Source organism: Thioalkalivibrio sp. ALJ21, assembly GCF_000378605.1.
Lineage (GTDB): Bacteria > Pseudomonadota > Gammaproteobacteria > Ectothiorhodospirales > Ectothiorhodospiraceae > Thioalkalivibrio.
The window spans coordinates 102,179-123,003 of sequence record NZ_KB905158.1 but is presented as its reverse complement, the minus strand read 5'-3'; the positions used below and the strand labels follow the sequence as shown (position 1 = coordinate 123,003).

17 protein-coding genes are annotated in these 20,825 nt (G+C 59.7%); 7 read left to right on the top strand and 10 right to left on the bottom strand.

Annotated elements, in window-relative coordinates; translation table 11 throughout:
- Positions 1-86 precede the first annotated feature (86 nt).
- The 6 genes from F579_RS0113355 (at position 87) to gyrA (ending at position 9,916) form a co-directional block, all read left to right on the top strand.
- Positions 87-2,276: an ATP-dependent RecD-like DNA helicase gene (locus tag F579_RS0113355; RefSeq protein ID WP_231365787.1), complete on the top strand. Its 2,190-nt coding sequence runs from the start codon at positions 87-89 to the stop codon at positions 2,274-2,276.
- Between the two features lie 67 nt (positions 2,277-2,343).
- The gene (locus tag F579_RS0113350) at positions 2,344-4,452 is read left to right on the top strand and encodes an ATP-dependent helicase (RefSeq protein ID WP_019025247.1); all 2,109 of its coding nucleotides are present in this window, start codon (positions 2,344-2,346) and stop codon (positions 4,450-4,452) included.
- Positions 4,453-4,526: 74 nt separating this feature from the next.
- Positions 4,527-4,817, top strand: coding sequence for a TrfB-related DNA-binding protein (locus F579_RS0113345; RefSeq protein WP_019025246.1), 291 nt, complete (start codon positions 4,527-4,529; stop codon positions 4,815-4,817).
- Between the two features lie 144 nt (positions 4,818-4,961).
- Positions 4,962-5,345 carry a hypothetical protein gene (locus F579_RS0113340; RefSeq protein ID WP_019025245.1) on the top strand — a complete coding sequence of 128 codons (384 nt, stop codon included), beginning with the start codon at positions 4,962-4,964 and terminating at the stop codon, positions 5,343-5,345.
- A 76-nt stretch (positions 5,346-5,421) separates the two neighbouring features.
- Entirely contained in the window at positions 5,422-7,362 is a 1,941-nt protein-coding gene (locus F579_RS0113335; protein WP_019025244.1) for a type IIA DNA topoisomerase subunit B, read from the top strand.
- Positions 7,363-7,426: 64 nt separating this feature from the next.
- On the top strand, positions 7,427-9,916 hold the full coding sequence (gene gyrA, locus F579_RS0113330) for a DNA gyrase subunit A (RefSeq protein WP_019025243.1): 2,490 nt from the start codon (positions 7,427-7,429) through the stop codon (positions 9,914-9,916).
- A 195-nt stretch (positions 9,917-10,111) separates the two neighbouring features.
- Here gyrA and F579_RS0113325 read toward each other — a convergent pair whose 3' ends face one another.
- The 8 genes from F579_RS0113325 to F579_RS0113290 form a co-directional block, all read right to left on the bottom strand.
- Positions 10,112-11,152 (bottom strand): hypothetical protein, encoded by a 1,041-nt coding sequence (locus tag F579_RS0113325; RefSeq protein WP_019025242.1) that lies wholly within the window; start codon positions 11,150-11,152, stop codon positions 10,112-10,114.
- 21 nt (positions 11,153-11,173) lie between these two features.
- Positions 11,174-12,418, bottom strand: a complete 1,245-nt coding sequence (locus tag F579_RS0113320) for a ribonucleotide-diphosphate reductase subunit beta (RefSeq protein ID WP_026301144.1) — start codon at positions 12,416-12,418, stop codon at positions 11,174-11,176.
- 54 nt (positions 12,419-12,472) lie between these two features.
- Complete coding sequence (locus F579_RS0113315; RefSeq protein ID WP_231365837.1) at positions 12,473-13,294, bottom strand: hypothetical protein; 822 nt, start codon at positions 13,292-13,294, stop codon at positions 12,473-12,475.
- A gap of 159 nt (positions 13,295-13,453) precedes the next feature.
- Positions 13,454-14,536, bottom strand: coding sequence for a hypothetical protein (locus tag F579_RS0113310; RefSeq protein ID WP_019025543.1), 1,083 nt, complete (start codon positions 14,534-14,536; stop codon positions 13,454-13,456).
- Between the two features lie 10 nt (positions 14,537-14,546).
- Positions 14,547-15,554: a hypothetical protein gene (locus F579_RS0113305; protein WP_231365836.1), complete on the bottom strand. Its 1,008-nt coding sequence runs from the start codon at positions 15,552-15,554 to the stop codon at positions 14,547-14,549.
- Positions 15,544-16,329: a phosphatase PAP2 family protein gene (locus F579_RS0113300; RefSeq protein WP_019025541.1), complete on the bottom strand. Its 786-nt coding sequence runs from the start codon at positions 16,327-16,329 to the stop codon at positions 15,544-15,546. The genes F579_RS0113305 and F579_RS0113300 overlap by 11 nt, the downstream gene beginning before the upstream one ends.
- Entirely contained in the window at positions 16,326-17,072 is a 747-nt protein-coding gene (locus F579_RS0113295) for a TIM barrel protein (RefSeq protein WP_019025540.1), read from the bottom strand. Before F579_RS0113295 ends, F579_RS0113300 begins: the two co-directional genes overlap by 4 nt.
- A 56-nt stretch (positions 17,073-17,128) precedes the next feature.
- Entirely contained in the window at positions 17,129-17,500 is a 372-nt protein-coding gene (locus F579_RS0113290; protein WP_231369429.1) for a hypothetical protein, read from the bottom strand.
- An 82-nt stretch (positions 17,501-17,582) separates the two neighbouring features.
- On the opposite strand from F579_RS0113290, the gene F579_RS0113285 reads away from it, so the two are divergent.
- Positions 17,583-18,533: a hypothetical protein gene (locus F579_RS0113285; RefSeq protein WP_019025538.1), complete on the top strand. Its 951-nt coding sequence runs from the start codon at positions 17,583-17,585 to the stop codon at positions 18,531-18,533.
- On the opposite strand, the gene F579_RS0113280 is transcribed toward F579_RS0113285, so the two are convergent.
- Together F579_RS0113280 and F579_RS0113275 are read right to left on the bottom strand one after the other, a co-directional pair.
- Positions 18,530-20,311 carry a DHH family phosphoesterase gene (locus F579_RS0113280; protein WP_019025537.1) on the bottom strand — a complete coding sequence of 594 codons (1,782 nt, stop codon included), beginning with the start codon at positions 20,309-20,311 and terminating at the stop codon, positions 18,530-18,532. The two genes, F579_RS0113285 and F579_RS0113280, sit on opposite strands and share 4 nt — an antisense overlap.
- Positions 20,308-20,790: an endonuclease domain-containing protein gene (locus tag F579_RS0113275; protein WP_231365835.1), complete on the bottom strand. Its 483-nt coding sequence runs from the start codon at positions 20,788-20,790 to the stop codon at positions 20,308-20,310. The genes F579_RS0113280 and F579_RS0113275 overlap by 4 nt, the downstream gene beginning before the upstream one ends.
- Between the last annotated feature and the right edge of the window lie 35 nt (positions 20,791-20,825).

Here is a 20,825-nt window from a genome sequence, read left to right as displayed (position 1 = left end):
GTGGTTGTTATGATACAGTAAGGCATACTCTGCTACGAATATCAAAGTAAATCGAGGGCGGTGGGCGCATGAGCGAGGGGCCGAGCTTGTCTGAGCAGGAGGAGCTATCAATTGAGGCTGAGATCAGCCGAGTGTTCATGCATGCGCGAGAAGAAAGCGGCTATTTCGCGATGCAGGTGAGCGACCAAGATGGGGCCGATCGAAAGGTTGTCGGAAAAACGCCCGCACCCCTGGCGCCAGGGCTTACCGTCAGAATTCGAGGGAAAGAGTCCGTCCATTCCTCGTATGGTGTACAAGTGCAGGCCTCTGAAATCGAAGTTGTTCGCCCGAACTCCGAGGCCGAGCTTCTGAGGTATCTCTCTTCGGGAATCATTAAGAACGTTGGGCCAGAGCGCGCCAAGAAGCTAGTAGGCGCACTAGGCGAGCGCGCCCTAGAGGCCATTGAGTCCGGCCCGGAAGCCGTCCAGAAAGCTCTTGGATGCAACCACAAGCTCGCCGAGAAGATCCATCTGTCCGCCAAAGAATGCTCGGAGAACTCAGCTCATATGGCATTCCTTCTGGGGCTCGGGTTCGGAGGGCGGCGCGCAGCGAACATCATCAAAAAGCTCGGGAAGGATACTCGCTCACTGATCGAAGAAGACCCCTACATCATTTACCGAGACATCCGCGGGATTGGGTTCAAGCTAGCCGACGCCGCGGCCATTAAGTTGGGTGTCCCGTGGGCGTCCAGAAGGCGCGCCAGGGCGGGCGTAATCTATGCCCTAGAGGAGGCTGGTAACGAGGGGCACTGCTACCTTCCTGAGCATGAGCTCGTCCGAAAAACAATGTCGCTACTGGAGATTGGGAACGACAAGGTAGCCCGAATTGGCATTGAGGAGGCGGAGCTTCGCGGCGAGATCGTGCGGACTACGGGGGCGGATCTTGAGGCGGTGTTCTCGGAGAAAGAGATCTTCGAGGTCGAGAAGGATATCGCTGACGCGATCAAGCGCCTATCCATGGGCAAACTCAAACGCAATCGGATTCCGTTTGAAGAGGCGATGAAATCGGTCGAGGCAAGCCTCCCCTTTCATCTCGCAGACGCCCAAAGAGACGCCATCAAAATCGCCCACGACAGCCCCGTCTCCATCGTGACCGGGGGGCCGGGCGTCGGCAAGACCACTGTTCTGTCCGGGGTGATCGAAGCGATCCGGAAGACCGGAAAGTCGGTTGTCGTCAAGCTTGCCGCTCCGACAGGAAAAGCGGCCAATAGAATGACGGAGTCGACGGGCGTGGAAGCGTTCACGATTCACCGCCTTCTCGAGTACGGAGAGAACGGCTTTGCGCGGAACCGAAAGAACCCTCTTGACGTTGATGTGCTTGCCGTCGATGAGTGCAGCATGATCCCTGCGCACTTGTTCCGGAGCCTGGTCGAGGCGATCCCTGATGGGGCCCGGCTCGTGCTGCTTGGGGATCCGGATCAGCTGCCGTCCGTAGGGGCCGGCGCAGTGCTGCGGGATCTCATCCAGGCCGGCGCAACGCCGGTTGCCCGCCTGGATACTATCCATCGCCAGGGGGAAGGGAGCGCAATCGTACTGGGTGCGCAGCAGGTGCTATCGGGCAAAGAGCCCCAGCCAGGGGGCGATCTGGATGTGAGTTTTATCGACGACGATAAAGACCCGTCCGTGGCGCACCCTGCCCTCCTCGAAAGATTCACCGAGCTCGCCGAAAAGTTCGGGCCACATCAGGTCCAGGTGATCTCCCCGCAACGGAGAGGTGTCCTCGGCACGGACGCCCTCAACATCCTCCTGCAGGGTCACTTGAACCCAGGGATCGTGGAGCATCGCTCGATCCCCATGAACGGCGGAATCATTGCCCCCGGCGACAGGGTCATCCAGACCGTCAACGACTACAACCTCGGGGTTTTTAATGGAGATCAGGGGGTGGTTCTTGAGGTGGGTCGCAGTACGCGATCGATGGTGGTCGACGTCGACAACAAGGGGCCGGTTACCTTTGAGGCGGATGACCTGCAGCACCTCAAGCTTGCCTATGCAATCACCGTCCACAAGAGCCAAGGAAGCGAATACCCCGGGGTCATCCAGGTGGTTTCCTCGCAGGCGCAGTTCATGCTGAATCAAAGGTTGCTCTACACAGGTATCACGCGCGGGAGACAGCACACCACGATACTTGCTGACAGGGGGGCACTTATGAGGGCTGTTCGGGCCTCTAGCAGCATTCAGCGCAGGACCCGCCTGGCCGGCCTAATCGCTGGGGCGCCTATGGCCTCAATGGCGGTCTAACACTCGACGGAGCTGTTGCACAAGTGATACTGTCTCGACAGAGCATCACTTGGGAGCAAATGGCGCGATGGGTCATGACGAGATCGTCCTGGACAACGACCAGGAGAAAGCGGCCGCGATTACATCGGGTCCGGTCCTTGTGCTCGCGGGGGCCGGGGCGGGGAAAACGGCAACGCTGACTGAGCGCAGTGCCCGGATGATCGAGTCCGGGATGCCCCCCGAGAACCTCCTTAAGCTCACCTTCTCCAGGAAGGCTGCGCGCGAGATGTATGCCCGCCTAAGAGACCGGCTCGGCAATCCGGGGCGGGACAAGATGCCCACTATCGAAAACTTCCACTCGTTCGGGTGGCGGTTAATACAGGCCGCACCCGAGAAATGCCAGCGGCGAAGCGGGGTCAGCCTGGTCGATCCTGCGGACCAGAAAAAGATGCTGCGCAAACTCCTGAAAGAGCAGAGCCAGGGCTTCCAGGAGGCGATTCCTCTCAAGCGACTAATGACCATACAGGACATCCTGTCCAACGAGGGCCTAATGCTCGGGGACCCAACGGCGGCCAAGGACGATGCGGAGCGCCGGCAGTCCATTATCGAAGTCCTGGAAAAGTCAGATGTAGAGCGTCGCCATTGGGCTGAGCTGAATAATGCGCTCTCGCAGTACAACACCGAGAAAAGAGACGCGAACGTGGTCGACTTCGGAGACCTTATCGCCCTCCCCCTATCCGGGCTCACCCTGCACCCAGAGTGGGCGGAGCAGCTATCGGATCGCTTCCCCAGTGTGGCTGTCGACGAGGCCCAGGACACTAACCGGGCGCAATACCAGATGGTTCGTACGTTCACTAAGCACAACAACCTGATGCTCGTGGGCGACGATGATCAGTGCATCTATGAGTGGCGCGGCGCCAGGCCGCGAAACCTCCAAGAATTCCTCGACGAGACCGGCGCCCGCATTGTGCGCCTGGAGCGCAACTACCGAAGTGCGCCATCTATTGTTGAAGCTGCGGCAGTGCATATAAAGCACAACGTCAACCGGATCCCCAAGACACCGTTCTCGGGTCGTCAGCATCAAGGCACGCCGCCGCGCGCGCAGCTTCATGACGCCGGAGAGGACATGTCCGGCGCGATCGCTGATGACATCAAAGCGCAGATCGACCGCGGTGTCCCGCCGAAAAGGATCGCAGTGCTATACCGCACTAACCGGATGGCCGGCGTCCTGGAGCCGGCGCTCATCGCCAGGGGCATTCCCTACCACGTCGCCCAAGGGGTGGACCTCTTCGATAGGCAGGAGGCGCAGCTTTTGATGGCCGCAGTACGCTACAACATCAACCCAAGCGACAGCTTCGCGGTGACCAAGCTGGCAACGTTGGTAGACGGGCTCGGAGAAAAATCGCTCGGCGCCCTGATTGGGCATGCCGCCGTGCACGACACGCCTATTCTGGAGTCGCGCCACCATGTTCGCCTGAACAAGCGCGCAGCCGCGGCCGCCGAGTCCCTGGCTAACCGAATGGCCGCTCTGGAGAAATGGCCCCCGCTTTTCCTGAGTTCCTGGGCTCTCGATCCCGATGGGGGCGACTTCGAAGGCAAGCTGCAAGAGATGTCCAAACAGGCGGAGCGCCCGAAAGAAGCTTTCAATCGACGGCTCAAGACCTTGGTCGACATCGAGGACGCCATTCACGCCCGGTTCGGGTCAAGCGACCAATCCTCTGTCGACAGCGAGTTGTCTCGCCGCGAGCAATGGACGGCCATCCAGGAGATGGGCATCGCTACCCCGGATGAAGAGATGGACCACGATGCAGTAACGCTGGCGACCGTGTTCAAGGTCAAAGGCTTGGAGTACCACACCGTCCATGTAGCTGGCATGTCGGCTGGACTGATGCCAATGGAGCGTCGCTCCTCCGGGCCTGAAGATGACGACGACGCCTCTACGAACTCTCTTGAGGAGGAACGGCGCCTGTCGTACGTCGCCGCTACGCGAGCTCGCGAGAGGCTGGTCGTCCACCACGCGAACGAGATCTACTGGGGGTATGAGCGCGCCAAGTACCAGCCCTCAGGATTCGCTTCCGAAATGGGTCTCGAGTGGGAAGTGGCGGCAGCTCCAGAACTGGTTACATCGCGCGCTTCTGAGCTCAAAGAAGACGTGTTTGAGAAGATGCGATCCAAAGCCACAGCGTTGGGCATATAAAAAGCATAGGTTGACATATAGGGTGACATTCTGGTAGCGTCGGGAGGATCCCAATCAGAATAAAGACGGCGCCAATGTCCAGCCCTAGCATAGTCACCAAAGAAGATTTCGATCACGCCGCACGAATGACTCCGCTCGGAGAACACTCGATTGAAATGGCTGAGCAAGTGATTCTTGGCGGCAAAAAGGCCTCCGAGGTCGCGAGAGAGGAAGGCGTATCCCGGCAAATGGTTGCAAAGGTGACCAAGCGGATACGGGAAGCCATCACCAAGTACAAAGGCCAGCCTGGCGACTGGGAAGTGGTGACCGTCGTCGTCCCTCCCAAGGAAGCCGAAGAGATTCGAAGGATCGCGAGGCGAGTTTAGAAACGAAATTTTCCGCCCATCCAGTTTCTTTAGATGTGGCTCCTCTACTTAAGAAGAACAACCAGGAAAGTTGACGTCGGGGTTGACGCAATGGCTCCGAAATGAAACAATAATATTACTTTTATTACAAGGGACTAAAATCCAATGAATGTGGAAGAAAAGGAAGCGAAGAAGTACGACAAATTCTTTTCCGAGAAGGTCATTCCCCTGCTGACTCAGCTCGGCGTGTCGCCTGACCGACCAGAGGCGAAGAATGTGCTTCGAGATCAGATGGGTCAGCTCGGCCGAGGCAGCCTCTTCGTGGCGGCTGCGCAGATCATTCCGATCATTTTCTTCTTTCTGATGTTTGGGATGCTCGGCATCATTTGGGGGCTGATTGCGGCCTCTCCGTTCGTCTGGGTGATGATCAAATACGGAAAGAAAGCATTCAGCCTTCTCATGGGCAAGAAGGAAGTCGAATACTACGAGCGCAAACTCGACATGATCCGCGCCGGAGAGCTCGGAACGGACGGACAACCGACTTCGTAAGGCATGAAGCTAGATGGCCACCCCTGATGTTGAGGGGTGGTTTTTTTTGCCTATAACAAGACACAAAGGATCACAGATGGCTAATGAAACCGCTTACGACAGCACCTCCATCCAGGTGTTGGAGGGGTTGGAGCCCGTTCGAAAGCGACCCGGGATGTACATTGGGTCAACCGACTCCGCGGGGCTCCGCCACCTCCTCTGGGAGATCGTTGACAACGCGACCGACGAAGCCTTGGCGGGCCACGGGAGTGAGATCAAAGTCCGCTTCCATGCCGACGGCTCCTACTCTGTGGAGGATAACGGGCGCGGGATCCCGATCGACATGCATCACGAGAAGGGTATGCATACCGCAGCGCTCGTGCTGACCACCTTGCACGCGGGCGGAAAGTTCGACAACGGGGCTTACAAAGTATCCGGTGGCCTGCATGGCGTCGGTTCGGCCGTTACCAATGCTCTCTCGAAGCGGCTCGAGGTGGATATCGTTCGCGACGGGAAGCGTTACCGGCAGCGCTTCATCGATGGCGGAGTTCCTGATGCGCCAGACATTCAAGAGGTCCGCAGCAAGCAAACGGGCACGACCGTGCGTTTTTGGCCGGACTTGGAGTTCTTTGAGACCGGTGCCGTGGTGGATTTCGATCTCGTTGCTGAGCGCCTCAAGCAGACCGCATACCTTGCTCCCGGCCTGAAGCTATCCCTGTCGGAAGAGGTGAACTCAAGCTCCCCAGAGGACGAGCCGCGCTCCGTGGAGTACGAGTTCGGCGCATTCGCCGAGATCCTGGAGGACCTGGCTTTCCGCAGCGGTCGGGCCGTAAGCGAAGTCATCTCGGCCGACAGCTCCGAAGAAGTCGAGGGTGAGGGCGAAATCGAGGTGTCCGTGGCCCTTCGTTGGTACGAAAAGAACGGAACCATTGCGAGCTTCGCGAACATTATCCCCACCCAGGATGGAGTTCATGTGGTGGGCCTGAAGAAGGCCGTAACGCGAGCCGCCAACACGTACGCCCAGGCGAACAACATGCTGAAGAAAGGGGCGTCCCTGTCTAGCGATGACGTCCAATCCGGCCTGGTTGCCGCCGTGGCCGTTCGGCTGGGCAACCCCCTATTCCAAGGGCAAACCAAAGAGAAACTGAAGAACGGCTCAGTCGAGGGCGTCGTGTCACGTTCGGTGAGGGACGCTATCGGGCGAGTCTTCGAAGAGAACCCTGATGCGGCGAAGGCGGTCATCGAGCGCGCCAAAACCGCCCAGGAGGCCCGTCAGGCGGCCGAGAAAGCAGCCGAGATCGTGATTAACCGCAAGTCCGTGATCCGAGCGACTGCCCTGCCCGGCAAGCTGGCAGATTGCCAGGAGCAGGATCCGGCTAAATCCGAGCTCTTCCTGGTGGAGGGCGATTCGGCGGGGGGCTCCGCTAAACAAGGGCGTGATCGGGCATACCAGGCCATCCTCCCCCTGAAGGGGAAGATCCTGAATGCATACAAGGCGAAGTTCGCCGATATCATCAAGAGCGAAGAGGTGAAGAATCTCGTGCTCGCGCTGGGCTGCGGGCCGCACTCGGAATTCGACATCTCGAAACTGAGGTACCACAAGATCATCATCCTCGCCGATGCGGACGTAGATGGCGCGCACATCACTACGCTAGTGCTGACCCTATTGCACGTCTACGCCCCCCAGCTTATCGAAGGTGGGTATGTTTATTCAGCGCTCCCGCCGCTCTATCGGGCGAAGAAGGGGGAAAAGGCGTTCTATCTGAAAGATGACGCTGAGCTGAAGGCGTTCCTGGCTCGACAAAGCAATCCGGACAAGTGGCGGGTGCAGCGCTTCAAGGGTTTGGGCGAGATGGACCCAGAGCAGCTCTGGGAGAGCGCTATGGATCCGAAAACCAGGCGCGTGGGCCGCGTGCACTACTCCGAGGACGGCATGGAGCTGGACGATTCGGTGTTCGAGACCCTGATGGGGACCGATACCGGGCCGCGTCGAGAGTTCATTGAGCGTGGAGCCGAGACCGCCTCGGTAGACATCTGACAAATCATCCGGGTGCGCAGCCATAGGCCGGCGCATGCCCACCAAAAGAACCTGAGGAAACATCATGTCTGACATCACTGAGGTCGACGGAGAAGACCTGGTCCCGCTCGACCTGGATATTCGGGAGGTCATGCAGACCTCTTTTCTCGATTACTCCCTGTCCGTCATTACCGATCGAGCGCTTCCGGACGCTCGTGATGGGTTGAAGCCGGTTCATCGGCGCATCCTGTACGCCATGCATAGCCTCGGTATCCAGCCGGGGAGCCCGCACAAGAAATCCGCTCGCGTAGTTGGTGAGGTGATCGGTAAGTACCACCCCCATGGGGATTCGGCTGCCTATGAGGCAGCCGTTCGACTGGCGCAGACGTGGTCGATGCGGCACCCGCTGATCGATGGCCAGGGCAATTTCGGTTCGATGGACGGCGACAACCCGGCCGCCATGCGATACACCGAAATGCGATTGTCGAAAATGGGCGGGAAGATGTTCAACGACATCGGCAAAGACACCGTCGATTTCCGCGACAACTTTGATGGCACCGAGAGCGAACCTTCGGTCTTGCCCCTCGCCTACCCAAATCTGTGGGTCAATGGGTCCGATGGGATCGCAGTCGGCATGGCTACAAGGGTCCAGCCGCATAACCTCCGCGAAACATCGGATGCGTTCCTGGCGTGGATGGACAACCCTGAGATCTCCACGCGCGAGATTGCGCAAATCATGCCGGGCCCGGACTTCCCTACCGGCGGCATTGTTCATGACCTCGATGGGTACATTCAGGCGCTTGAGACAGGATCTGGAAGCGTAAAACTGCGCGCCAGGTGGGAGATCGAAGACCGCAAGCGCGGCGCGAAACGACTGGTGATCACGGAGATCCCGTACGGAGTCAACAAAGCCTCTCTAGTCGAACAGATCGCCGACCTGATCCGGGAGAAAAAGATCGAAGGTGTGGCGGATCTGCGAGAAGAGTCAAACAAGAAAGGCATTCGGATCGTGCTCGACATCAAGGCGGGATACGAGCCCGAGCTGATCGCAATCCAGCTCGTCGCAAAGACCCGTCTCGAGGACACGAAATCGTACAACGTGCGGGCTCTGATCGGTCAGACGCCGGTCCAGATGGGCATTCGCGATGTCTTCGATCAGTTCTATAAACACCGCATCGAGGTCATTCAGCGTCGGACTCGGTTCGATCTGAACAAGGCTCTTGATCGGCTGCACATCCTCGAGGGATTCCTCGCGGCGCTGGATCGCCTGGACGAGACCATTGCGACCATCCGCGCCAGCATGGATGCGGAAGAGGCGCGCTTGGGGCTTGTGAATCTGCTTGCGATTGATGAAACACAGGCTCAAGCCATTCTGGATCTCAAACTCCAGCGGCTCACGGGCATGCAGATCAAGGACATTCGGGAGGAGCACGAAGGCCTGGCAGCAAAGGTTGAAGAACTGCGCTCGATCTTGGCCAGCGATGAGCGCCAGCGGGGGCTCCTGAAAGACGAGCTACAGGCTATCGTGGACACGCATGGTGACGAGCGCCGCACGACCATCGACACATCACTGTCTCGGGTTTCTGCGGCCGACCTGATCCCGGAAGAGCAGGTGGTCCTTGTGGCGACCCAGCAGGGGTACTTGAAGCGTGTCTCAGCCGACGCGCTCAAGCGGCAGAACCGAGGCACCAAGGGGCGGTCGATCATCGAGATTGCGGATGATGATGTCGTCACGACGTTCCATACCGGGAATAGCCACGACTACCTGGTCGCGCTCACCGACCAGGGGCAGGTCCATGCAGTCAAAGCCTACGACATCCCTGATACCGGGATTGGTAACCGCGGACGCCACTACAGGAACGTCTTCGAGGGCCTCGAGGGCAGTGTGGTAGCGATGGTGACGACACCGGAGCTGAGTGACGAGAGCAAGAGCTTCGTGATCTTCACTCGCAAAGGCCTGGTGAAGCGCACGACCCTATCCCTTTTCTCCAGCGCGACACGCAAAGGAGGGACGTGCGGTATCACGCTGGAGGAGGACGACGCCATCGTATGCGCCCGCCTCTCGTTCGATGCCGAAAACGAATCGGTGGTGATGGCCTCCGACAACTGCCATGCGATCCGTTTCCCGCTCAGCGAGGCGCGGGCCATTGGCCGGACTTCGAAGGGTGTGCGCGGGATCAAGATGGGTGACCCAGACAGCGTCATCTCGGCGGATCTGGTACGCAATGACGAGATCGACAAGGCCGCCCTTCTCGTGCTGACCGACAAGGGGATCGGCAAGGCCACGCCCATCGGAGATTTCCGGATGCAGGCGCGAGCCGGCAAAGGGGTCACCGCTCATGCACCGAACAAGCGGTCGGGTGACATTGCTGCCGCCACGGTCTTGTTCGAAGGCATGGATGTCGTGATCTTCAACGACGCAGGCGGCGCCAATCGAATTTCCGGTGGCGATCTCCCGCGCAGCGGCCGGGCCACGGCAGGGTCCAGCATCATCAAGAACGGACGGGTTCGAAATGTTGTCTCTGTGCCGGAGCAGGCGGATGAGGACGTCGCTCTAGACGCTGCGCCCGAATAGCAAATCAGCTGCCGGCATCTGGTGGCACCAAAGGAAAGGGGCGCAATTAGCGCCCCTTTTTGGTTTTGCGGTTTGGCGAGGCCAGGCCTATCGTTTCGATGGGTACACCGAACGCTTTGGCTCCATCGGATCCGGGCCCATCAGAAATACCCTGATGCTGTAGAGAAGGTGGCTCATCGGAGTCTCATTTCTCGATTACATGCGCGGACGCTGCGGGCGCCCCGGTGATGGAGGGCTTGGAGTGGCCGCCTTGCTCATTTCCACAGCACGGATGCGAGCCTGGACCTTGGCCGCCATTTTCGACAGGATTTCGAGGCCGGCCGGCTTAAAGAGGTTCTCCTCAATCGAGGTCGTGCGCTTTTCTGGCTCGGATTCTGTCGTGGTCCAGGCCATGGGTCGATGGCTGCCAATTATGGACAGCCCAACGCGAAGGCTTTCGGCCCCTCTGTTCTCTTCCACCCATAGGTCGATGGCATCACCGGGACTGGCACCTAATTCTTCCGCCTCCTTTAGCTCAGCCCCGATGGAGTTGCTGCCAAGATGGGGGGACACGCGTGCGTCATAGCCCCGAATTTCTTCATGCAAAGCCACTGCAAAGCGAGCCTCCGGGAATGTGTCCCCTCGGGCATCCCCAGTAATGACCCCCAGGATCTCCTCCCCGAGGTCGAGCCGATCCGAACCGCACGCCCTTCTGGCAGACCGGAACAATGAAAGCAACTGGTCGTTGCTTGGTTTGACCTCAAACTCGATGTTCAAGTCCGGAGGGGGCTCAGACCGGTTATAAACAATCTCGGAATCGACAAAGAGAGATTTTCCAGCGATTGGGGGGGCGGCCGTCGCCATGGTTTCAGGGTCCACTCCCATCTCAGCGCAAGTCTCAAGCAGAACCTGGCAGGAGCCCTGGCTTCCCGCGTCCATTTCGCTGCCGGGAAACTGACGACTGATCAGCTCGTTTGCGAATCCCGAAAGCACCCCCGAGGCGGATTCATTGAGCTCACAGACTCGACCGGGACTCACGGAGGGTTCATGGTTGAGATCCAGCAAGACTTCGGCGGCAAGACCGATTTGGGATCCTTCCGGAAAGGTCTTGGGGAGTGTCACCGATAGCTCAGTGACATCCCCTGAGTCCCCGCTTCCGTGGAAATCGAATGAGAAACGCCCGCCTGGGACCAAGATCTCAATCAGCGCCTCAAAGACCGCCTCGCGGCTCGGCCCTCTATCGCTCGCATCAGTCATGGGGCTTCTCCGGGAGCCCCCTCACCAGGACAATGCACCGCCGGTCTGGTACTCGGTAACCCGGGTCTCAAAGAAATTCTTCTCCTTCTTCAGGTCGAGCACCTCGCTCATCCATGGGAACGGGTTTTCCGCGCCGGGGTACAGCTCATCGAGGCCGATCTGGACGCAGCGGCGATTAGCGATGAAGTGCAGGTATTCCTCGAACATCTTGGCATTCATGCCCAGGACACCCCGGGGCATAGTGTCTCGCGCGTACTGGGCCTCCAGCTCCACGGCGTCCGCGATCATGCTGCGCATCTCGCTCTTGAAGTCCTCGGTCCATAGGTGCTGGTTCTCGAGCTTGATCTGGTTGATCACGTCGATGCCGAAGTTCATGTGCATGGACTCGTCGCGCAGGATGTACTGGAACTGCTCGGCCACGCCGGTCATCTTGTTGCGCCGGCCCATGGAGAGAATCTGCACGAAGCCAACGTAGAAGAAGATGCCCTCGAACACGACGTAGAAGGCGATCAGTTCGCGCAGCAGCTTCTGGTCCGCCTCCGGCGTGCCGGTGCGGAAGTTCGGGTCCGCCAGGTGCTTGGTGAACGGCAGGGCCCACTCCGCCTTGGTGGCCACGGAGGGCACCTCGCGGTACATGTTGAAGATCTCGCCCTCGTCCAGGCCAAGGGACTCGACACAATACTGGTAGGCGTGGGTGTGCAGCGCCTCCTCGAAGGCCTGGCGCAGCAGGTACTGGCGGCACTCGGGGTTGGTGATATGGCGGTACACGGCCAGCACCAGGTTGTTCGCCACCAGCGAGTCGGCGGTGGAGAAGAAGCCCAGGTTGCGCTTGACGATAGTGCGCTCGTCCTCGGTCAGACCATTCGGGTCCTTCCACAGGGCAATGTCCGCAGTCATGTTGATTTCCTGCGGCATCCAGTGGTTGGCGCAGCCGTCCAGGTACTTCTGCCAGGCCCACTTGTACTTGAAGGGCACGAGCTGGTTGAGGTCCGCGTGGCAGTTGATGATCTTCTTGTCATCCACGCGGATGCGATTGGCCCCCATTTCGAGATCTTCGAGGCCGGTACCCGCCAGAACCTCCTCACTTCCGGTTTCCGGATTCGGGTTGACCGAAGGGGCATCCCCGGCGGTTTTCATCAACGACTCGTTGTCTGCGATTCCCGGGTGATCGGCCTGATCGGTGCCGGGCCCGTCGTCCGCCAGAGGTGTGGCTTCACCCAGAGGGTTATTCCAGTCACCGAGAGTTGCGGGTGTCGAGTTCGGCATTGTTCAGGCTCCTTGTTGGTGAGGGAATAATCCTATGTAATACGGTTTTGTCAGTCAAAGTCGGGGTCTCGGGCGATCAAGAGGCGCACTCGGACAGCTGACTTCCCGCGTGGCAGCATCGTGACTGATGGCAGCCTGGAAGCCGAAGCGCACCGCTTCCGGAATCGGAACGCGTACCGATTCCTCCTTCAAAGCCCCCTCGATAGTGGGGCGACGTTCGACCAATACCAGCATTTCGGGATCACGCAGAGTCTTGGCGCGAAGATTAAGATAGCCAGGCCGAAGCGGGCGCTCGGAAGCGTCTGGATAGCGATCCCTGACTCTTGGATTTGAGGCGCCAAGGAAGGCGTCAAAGAGCCTGTCGACGGGCTCTTTGTAGGCATCGGGTGGGATCGAGAAGCGGACAAGCGATCTGCGATGCATGGTCCCGGGTTGTTGGCCGGATGGGGCGAGGAAGACACGGCCATGTGCGTCTCGCCAGTCGCCGAGCGGGCCCTCTTCGATTTGTAGCATCACCCCGGCAGGAGTGTAGCCTTCCTCCTGCTTCAGGTCCTCCGGGAGATGGGAAACCATAACGTCCACGAGGTCGTCCAGGGCGCCTTGGCCTTCACTCGAAATCGTGGCCCGATCCTCTGCCTGATCAAAGGAAACGAACACTTCGCGAGTCTCCAAGTCGCTGGCTTCATCCAGGCATGCGTTCCGGCATTCCAAGGCAACCTCGAATTGAGCATTCGGGCCAAGCCCCTCGGGGTCCGGAAGGGAGATGCGCGCGGTCACCTCGGCCCCCTCGCCGTTCTCGTATCCGCCAAAGCCGCTGTTCTCGTGCAGGGCCTCGTGTGCCAGCCACACCAGCACTTCGCGGTCGTCCTCGGTCATGGGACCGCCACGGCTCATCTCGACACCTGCAACCCCGCCGCTATCGCCCTGCCCCACAAACAAGACACGTGCCTCTTCGCCAGAGAGAAGGCGCCTGGACATTTCCCAAGAGAATGGTCGGTTGATGTCTGGCATCCGCGCAGGATCCTTATCGTGAGTTCACATACGTGGGCGTCGCCGTTGTGAAGACGGCGCACTCGGGGTCATCAGGTAACGCTTCACTCCGTCCGCCTCGCTTTCCAGCATTCTCGATCGCTGGAAAGGCTCAATAGCGGCCGAAGCCTTCGCCATATCATGATTCCGGGTAGCGAGCGTGCTCATGGAAATGATTCGGTGATTGGGCTCGCGGCTTGGCGCCAGGCTGTGAACGCGTATCGACGCGCGGGCCGCGACAACCTCGAGGCGATCATTGACGGTCGCTTTGAAGCGAAACTGATCCGCTGTAGCCGAAACGCTATCCGGATCTCGGTTCTGGGGTGAAAATGCATAGCGATCGCTTGCCGCGAGAAGCGCCGCGGAAGCGCGGTCAAAGCGGCCCCCGTCCCCGGTGGAGGTTTCGGGGCCGTTCAGCGTGACCCGGCCGCAAATTCCGGATTCAGTTTCCCACGATGCAAGCGAGAGCCGGCCGACCTCCTGATCTGGAACGGAGGCCGCAATCTCGAGCTCGCCACCAGGGCCGATTTGCTCGGCCCTCACCTGCGCCGCTTGAATTAATGTTGCCAGGAGGCGGCATTCGCGCTCGTCCAACGTTTTCTCGATCGAGTACGTCGACGCAACGTTCGGGCGCTCGCAAACCTCCAGATACAAGCCGGTGTTTGGCTGCGGAAGATCGTGCGCCTCAGGCGCCCTGGATCGCGTCGCTGAGAGTTCGCCGGGGGCGAAAGACCGCGCAGCCGGGTCACTATAGATCATCAGCTCAAATCGGCCGCCCAAAGATTCGTCCGCAACATCGCAATGCCAGCCGGCGGCATCGTCCATGTGCACAAGAAATGACCCTTCTGGATCGATTCCGTGCGCATGGGAGATGTACGCCAAGGTTCTATCGTGGTCTGAATCGCCCGCCTCACACTCGTTCGCGATCCAGGCTTTTTGAAAGCGTCGACCACCCGTGTTCGGGTCCACCACCCCTACCGCGCAGACTAGCGCGCCGTCTGTCAGGGCTGCGTAGGTTTCCTTTGCCGGAATGCGAGCATCCCAAGATTCCTCGTAGCATGTAAACAAGGGCCGAGTTGGCTTTAGCATGTCGCCCTCCTCACATCCGCGGCCGTGGACGCGCCGTTTGATCCGATGGTGGGGTGACGTCCTGGGAGAGGCGTTCCGCAAGGCGCTGAGACTTGATTCGGAGACAGGCATTTTCGATCTCCGGTGGGAGCGAAAAACTGGTCACCATTGAATCAGAGCAAACCGATTCCTGATCAGAAACAAGCTCGCACTGAAATTCAATCGAGATCCTTCCGCTCGCTTCGAACTCTGCGGAGCCCAGGGGGCGCCGGATGTTCAAAACGAAATCGCTCTCGGGATCTACGCTCTCCCAGTCGATCGCTTCGCTAGCCGCGTCAAGAATGAGAGCGGAACGGAGGTCTTCAAGAGCCTCAGAGTGGTTTTCGTCTCCAAGCTGGATCGTGTCACGGTTGCAGGATACCGTGGCCTCGGTAACCATCTCGCGATCAACCAGCGCCTCTGAGAACGTGACAGCGAGTTCGGCCAAGGGGCTATAGTCGGGGATATTTTTTTCGAGCCACTTAGAAAGCGCGGATCCGCTCATGGAGAGCCGATTCAGGAAGTGGTCGAGGTCGAGGTCTCCCCAGGGGGGCGACGATTCGCTATCGGGATCGTATTCGATAGAGGTGTATGTGTTCGGAGGGTATTCGTCCGCATAAGCCGCTACCGTTGCCTCAAGGGTATCTGGATGCACAGCCAGAAGCCCCCCGCCGGAACCGCCCTCGTTGTTGATCCAGTCGACGCCCACATGAACCATCTCTTGGCCGATTCGATCGCTAAGCCCTTGCCCCCCTGCGTCCCGAGGGAACTCGGGCACCTCAGTGCCCTCCGCCATCAGTCCATCTATGTCCAGTGCTTGAGCATCCCCTCCTTCGCTGGAAATCACATCGTCATATTTAAGTTTCCGGGTAATCGCGACGCGATCGACCCCGCCGCTGTCGCCACCTCCTGAAAACGTAAAAACAATGGCGTCACCATCAAGGAGGCGCTCGGCAAATTGATCGAGGGTCATTGGGGGTTCGCGGTTTTCATCGATCATGGAACGCCTTCTCCGCAGATGCCAGGTCGGATTGAAACTGGTCATGCTCCATCAGGCGCTCGAAGACCTGCTCGGCCATATCGATGCCCGCCAATGTGTCAGAACGGTAATGGACGCCCGCAATCTCGCGGCGGATCCCGATATCTCGGGCCAGCCCCATGTATGCCTCCGCATGATCTGGGTCGATCTCGGACAAGATGAGCCCAATGATGTGCGCCTGAGCTGCGTGGCCAGAGGGGTACGCCGGGTGCCCAGGCATGTCGATGACCGGCCGAACATCGTCGCTAAGGTGCCGGGGGCGTGGCCGGGCGTGGCGCTTTTTCTCCTCGAACACGAAGTAGATTCCATCAGTAGTCGAAACTCGGCGGGCGAGCTCCAGAGCCGGCCGGGCGAAAACCGCATGGTCAAGTAGCCCGTGCCTTGAGAACGCTCGTTCAAGCGACCCGACCCGGTCTTCATATGCGATCTCGCGCAGCGTCTTTTCCGTGCGCTCAGAGTGCAGGGCCACAAGGTCATTGATCTCGGATCGAGTCCTGACCGATCGCGACCGAGGGGGCGGGTCCACGGTAAAGGTTTCCTCCTTGGAGAGGTACGTGTTCGCGACTTCGTTCTTGTACCAGAGGACGTATGGGGACCAGTCCTCGTCCGCGAAACGTAGATCCTCGCTTTCGGACAAGAGTCCAGGCTCTTTGCTGCCTCCGGAGGCGGTGATCGTTAGCCCCGCGGCCGCAAACGCCACCCACACCAGAGATACGAGCTTGGCCGTGCGGGTCATGCGATCACCTCACCTGTCGGCTCCAGCGTGCGCATGACCCCTTCGTAGAAAATGGCAGCACCAGGCTGGACCGATGACAAGACCGAGCCCCATGCAGGCGGCGCTGCCGTATCCATCGGAGAGTGCTGATCTCGGGTTCCATCGTTGTCCGACACATGAACCTCGATGCAGCGCGGGCTCTGCACAAGATCCCGCAGCAACGCCCAATCCCAGCGCCCGGTTTTGGAGGCCACGATGTTGAGGTGCGACAAATCGATGGCGAAGTGGCACGGCCCCTCAAGGAGCGCGCGGTAGCCCTCCCAGTCATGGAACCAATGCTGTTGCGGGGAGGTGACTGGGTACTGCCCCTCAATCCCGACGGGGATGCCGAGGCGCTGCTCGAGATCCAGCGTATTGCGAAAGACCCGCTGGATCGCTCGCTCGGGCTCACCTTTCGCTCTGCGGCCCGGGTGGAGGACATAGGCGGGAGCCCCGAGGGCCCGAGTCACCTGCTGCATTTCGTCGATATAGGCCTGATCCAGATGGATTCGGTTGGCGTCTCTCCGGAGCGAGTGCTTTCCACTCAGGCGCACGTTGGCATGCAACCGGAACCGCGTATCCGGGTAATCGGCTGCCATCTGCAGCGCCCGGTCTACGGTCAGCTCCCCCAGGCAGTTTTGAGGGCAGATCTGAATGTGGTCGAACGACAGCGAGCCGAACCAGGGATCGACTGCGTGCGCACGCCGATCGAAGGCGTAGGCCATGGCGCCCCAGGGGGTTCGGCCAGGCAGACATGCGAGCGTGAAGTACGGGGCCCCCTTCACGACGCGACGCCCTGGGATGCAACGAAATACAGGGTCGCCCCAGCAATAGCTGCGTACAGGCCAGAGAACACCATCCAGTAGCCCGCCAAGATGCCAAGGCCGGGGAAGCAGATCGTTTTAATGCGCTCGCTCCACGCTTCCGGGATCTGGCCTTGCGGCCAAAACCGCCGACGCAGAACCAGCTCTCCCGCCGTCACGGTCAATGCCGCCACGGGGACCCATAACAGCCACCCGAACAGGACCGACTCCGGCCCCCTGAAGGCCATCCATACGCCTGCACATACCGTACCTAATACGATAACGCTGGTGAGGACGGTGTCGAGGAACAGACGAGAGAACGGGTCAAAGCGCTTTCTGGAGGGGTTCATGGAAATAGCCGGGCTGGACATGTAAGTGAATACACGATACTACTTATGGCTCTCAATGGTCAACTAAAGCACGGTATCGAGAATGCCCAAGGAGAAGGACGGGGGGCCCTCCGACCCGACAACCAAAGCGAGGAATGAGGTCGAAAAGGTGCTCGCCGAGCGATACGGGGTGTCTCGACTGGAGGCGAGGAACCTGCACGCGGGGGTTGTGAACGCCATCAAGCACGAGCTTGTCGGCGGCCGTGCAGTCCACCTCGGAGCAATCGGGGTGATCACACCCGTCAAAAACCAGTCTGGACCGCTCGAGGGGCCAATGCATCTGAGTGGCGGACTGAACCTCGGCCCGTGGTCTCAAGATGCTGACACCAGAGCGAGCCGGAGAAAAACCACTCGGCTCCAGACAACCCTTCATTTCGAGCCATCCCAAGGATTCAAGAAGTCGATGGAGTCGAAAAGGAAGCGCAACTTCTCCAAGTCGATGCGCGACCAGAAGCTCTACCACAAAGACGATGAAACGGTGTCCTTCACGGAAGCTCTTAATGCGGCCCCCGTGGCGGCCATTTCGAGTGAAGCATCTCTAGTCGACACCTTGCGGGCTCGGATGAACATGACGCGCGTCGGCGCCCAGGATCTTGTCCAGGTTGTTCAAGCCCTCTGGATGAGCAACCTCATCACCAATCAATCCCTGGAGATCGAGGGGTGTGGCCGATTCCGTATTGAGAAGGCCCCCGGAGGTAAACATTGGGATGAGGTATGGGATGAGGTTGTGGATGCGCCCGACAAAGATGTCGCGACCTTCCAGGCTAACAAGGGATTTAAGGCTGAGCTCAGTCGAGCGCAGGCCCACACAAAACACGAAATCCTCTGCCGCCATGTCGAGGCGCACGGTCCCGCTGAGCCGGGCAAGGAGTCCCTGTCCATCGGAAAGCAGATGATGGTCGGCATTCAGCGGTCGACGCGCAAGGCGCGCAGCCCTAGCGCAAAAGAGGTGAACGAGGAAGCAGCCCGGAAGATGGGGCTGCCCAAGCCTTAGATGGACGGATCAATCCCTCGGATCACCACCTGGAGGTTCTGGTATCCCTTCCAGTGGTTGATCGAAGGCGTGTAAAGGAAGGCATACGCCTGCCCCTCCTCCGCGGGAGGCTCGGTACCAGCACCAAACCAGACCCCTCGGATGGTGCCACCCACTCCGGCCTCAACACCCAGCTGCCAGTGCTTACCCTCTGCCCCCATCGAGCGCAAAGTGGCCACCTTCATCACCGAACGGAAAACCGGCGGCTCAAATTCACGCCCGAATGGCTCAAGGCTTGAGAGCTCATTCACCAGGTTGGTGGAGATCTCGTTCGGATCGAGATCTCCATCATGTTCGAGCACGGGGCCCAAAGTGGCGCCGCTCATCATCGGGCGCGCAAGCACCTCTGATAGCTCGATAAACTCCTGGGCATGATCGCGCGGTAGCGTCAAACCGGCCGCCCCAGGGTGCCCTCCGAATTTCGTTAGCAGATTCGGACGGTGGTTTGCGATTCGCGAGAGAGCTTCCCGCATATCAAATCCGGGGACGCTGCGGCAGGACCCCGCGAGGAGGTCCGGGTTGCCCGCGTGGGGCGAAAGGCAGATCACTGGATGCCCGAACGCCTCCACAACGCGGCTTGCAACGATGCCGTGAACCCCTGCATGCCCGCTTTCAAGAAGGAGCACAAACAGCTTTCGGCCTTGATCGTGCTGGTGATGCGCCATCGCTAACGCGACCTCCGTGAGGCCCCTCTCGATTCGCTGGCGCTCGGAGTTCATGGTGGACAGAAGGTCGTAGCCATCGCTGGCGCTGGACGGCTCCTCGGACAGAAAGAACGTCACCGCCTTCATGGCGTCATCCAGCCGCCCGACCGCATTGATCCGCGGACCCACCTTGAAGGCCAGATCCTCAGCCCGAATGGGCGCTCCGCCCCCTGCCTCCTGATTCGCAGCGATCAAAGGATCCCAGCACACGCGCCGCCGATTGGAATTGATCTGGCTGAGCCCAGCCCGGATCACAATTCGATTGTTCTGGCTGCGGGACAAGCTGACGCAATCGGCCACGGTGCCTACCGATACGTAATCAAGCAACGTCCCGAGCTTGGGGGCATCCCCGGGGAGGAGGCCCCGGGTGATCATGCACCTGCGGGTCTCGACCATGAGCAACCAGGCCACCATGACGCCGGCAATTGCGCGATCAGAGTATTTCGATTCCCGGTGCAAGGGGCTGACGCACGCAAATGCGCTGGGCGGCCCCAATCCATCCTCCATTCCGTGATGGTCGGTGACCACGGTGTCGATCCCGCCCTCCGCCTTCATGCGGGCGATTCGGTCTTCATCGCTCGAGCCGTTATCTGCCGTGATGATCAGCGACGGACGCGGCGAGTCATTCAGGATCCGATCGCAAAGCGAGTCAGAGATCCCGTACCCCTCGTGCAGGCGGAGGCCAATGTAATGGCGGATCAAGTGCTCCGGGTGGCCGAAGGCTTTTGTTAGGGCCCGATGCATGACAGCGTGCGACGAAGTCCCGTCCACGTCATGATCAGTCTCCAGGCCAATCACCTCGCCCTGCGCGATGGCATGCGCAATCCGTCCAGCGGCTTGGGAGATATCGGAAAGCCCTGACGGGTCCTCGAGGTTCCTCAGGGAGAGGTTCACCAGACTGTCGGGCTCGACGCCCGCTGCCGTTGCCCTGCGGGCAAGAACGGACGTCACGGCCGGGGAGAATCCCAGCGCTTTGGCCGCTCTCAACCGATCGTGGTCAAGGGGTCGTTCCGTCACCTGCGGCTGCAGCATCATCTTCTCTTCCTTACGCTTCCCCAGCCCGCCTGCTCAATGAGGTCAACGGAGCCTTCGGGGTCCTTCAAAATTTCCTTCGCCGCAAAGGGAAAAGGGGTCCAGCCGTTCAGGACCAGAAGTCGGGATTTCATGCGGTCACGATGAAACCCCGCCTTGTGCTTCCCGTGGAACTGCCAGCCATCGAGTTCGATCGCGAGATTTATTCGGGGCGCCTGAAGCGCGATATCCACCCGGAACTTGCGCCCCTCAATGAGGCCTTCCGCCTCCCAAACCAAGAGCCCCTTCCCTACGAGATCCGGCCACCTGCCCGCCATGCACCTCCACAGGATGGCCTGCGGCTCATGACTCAGCAGCGGAGACGCCAAGTCACTTTTCAGGCCCCGCTTGAGTGAGCGATCAGCCCCCGTTTTGGAGGGCTTGTCCTCGTCCGATATCCAGCCATTTTTCATGGCTTGCTTAAGCGTCACCCGAACAGGCAAGGGGCCTCCATTTATCGATGCACAGACGGGACCAC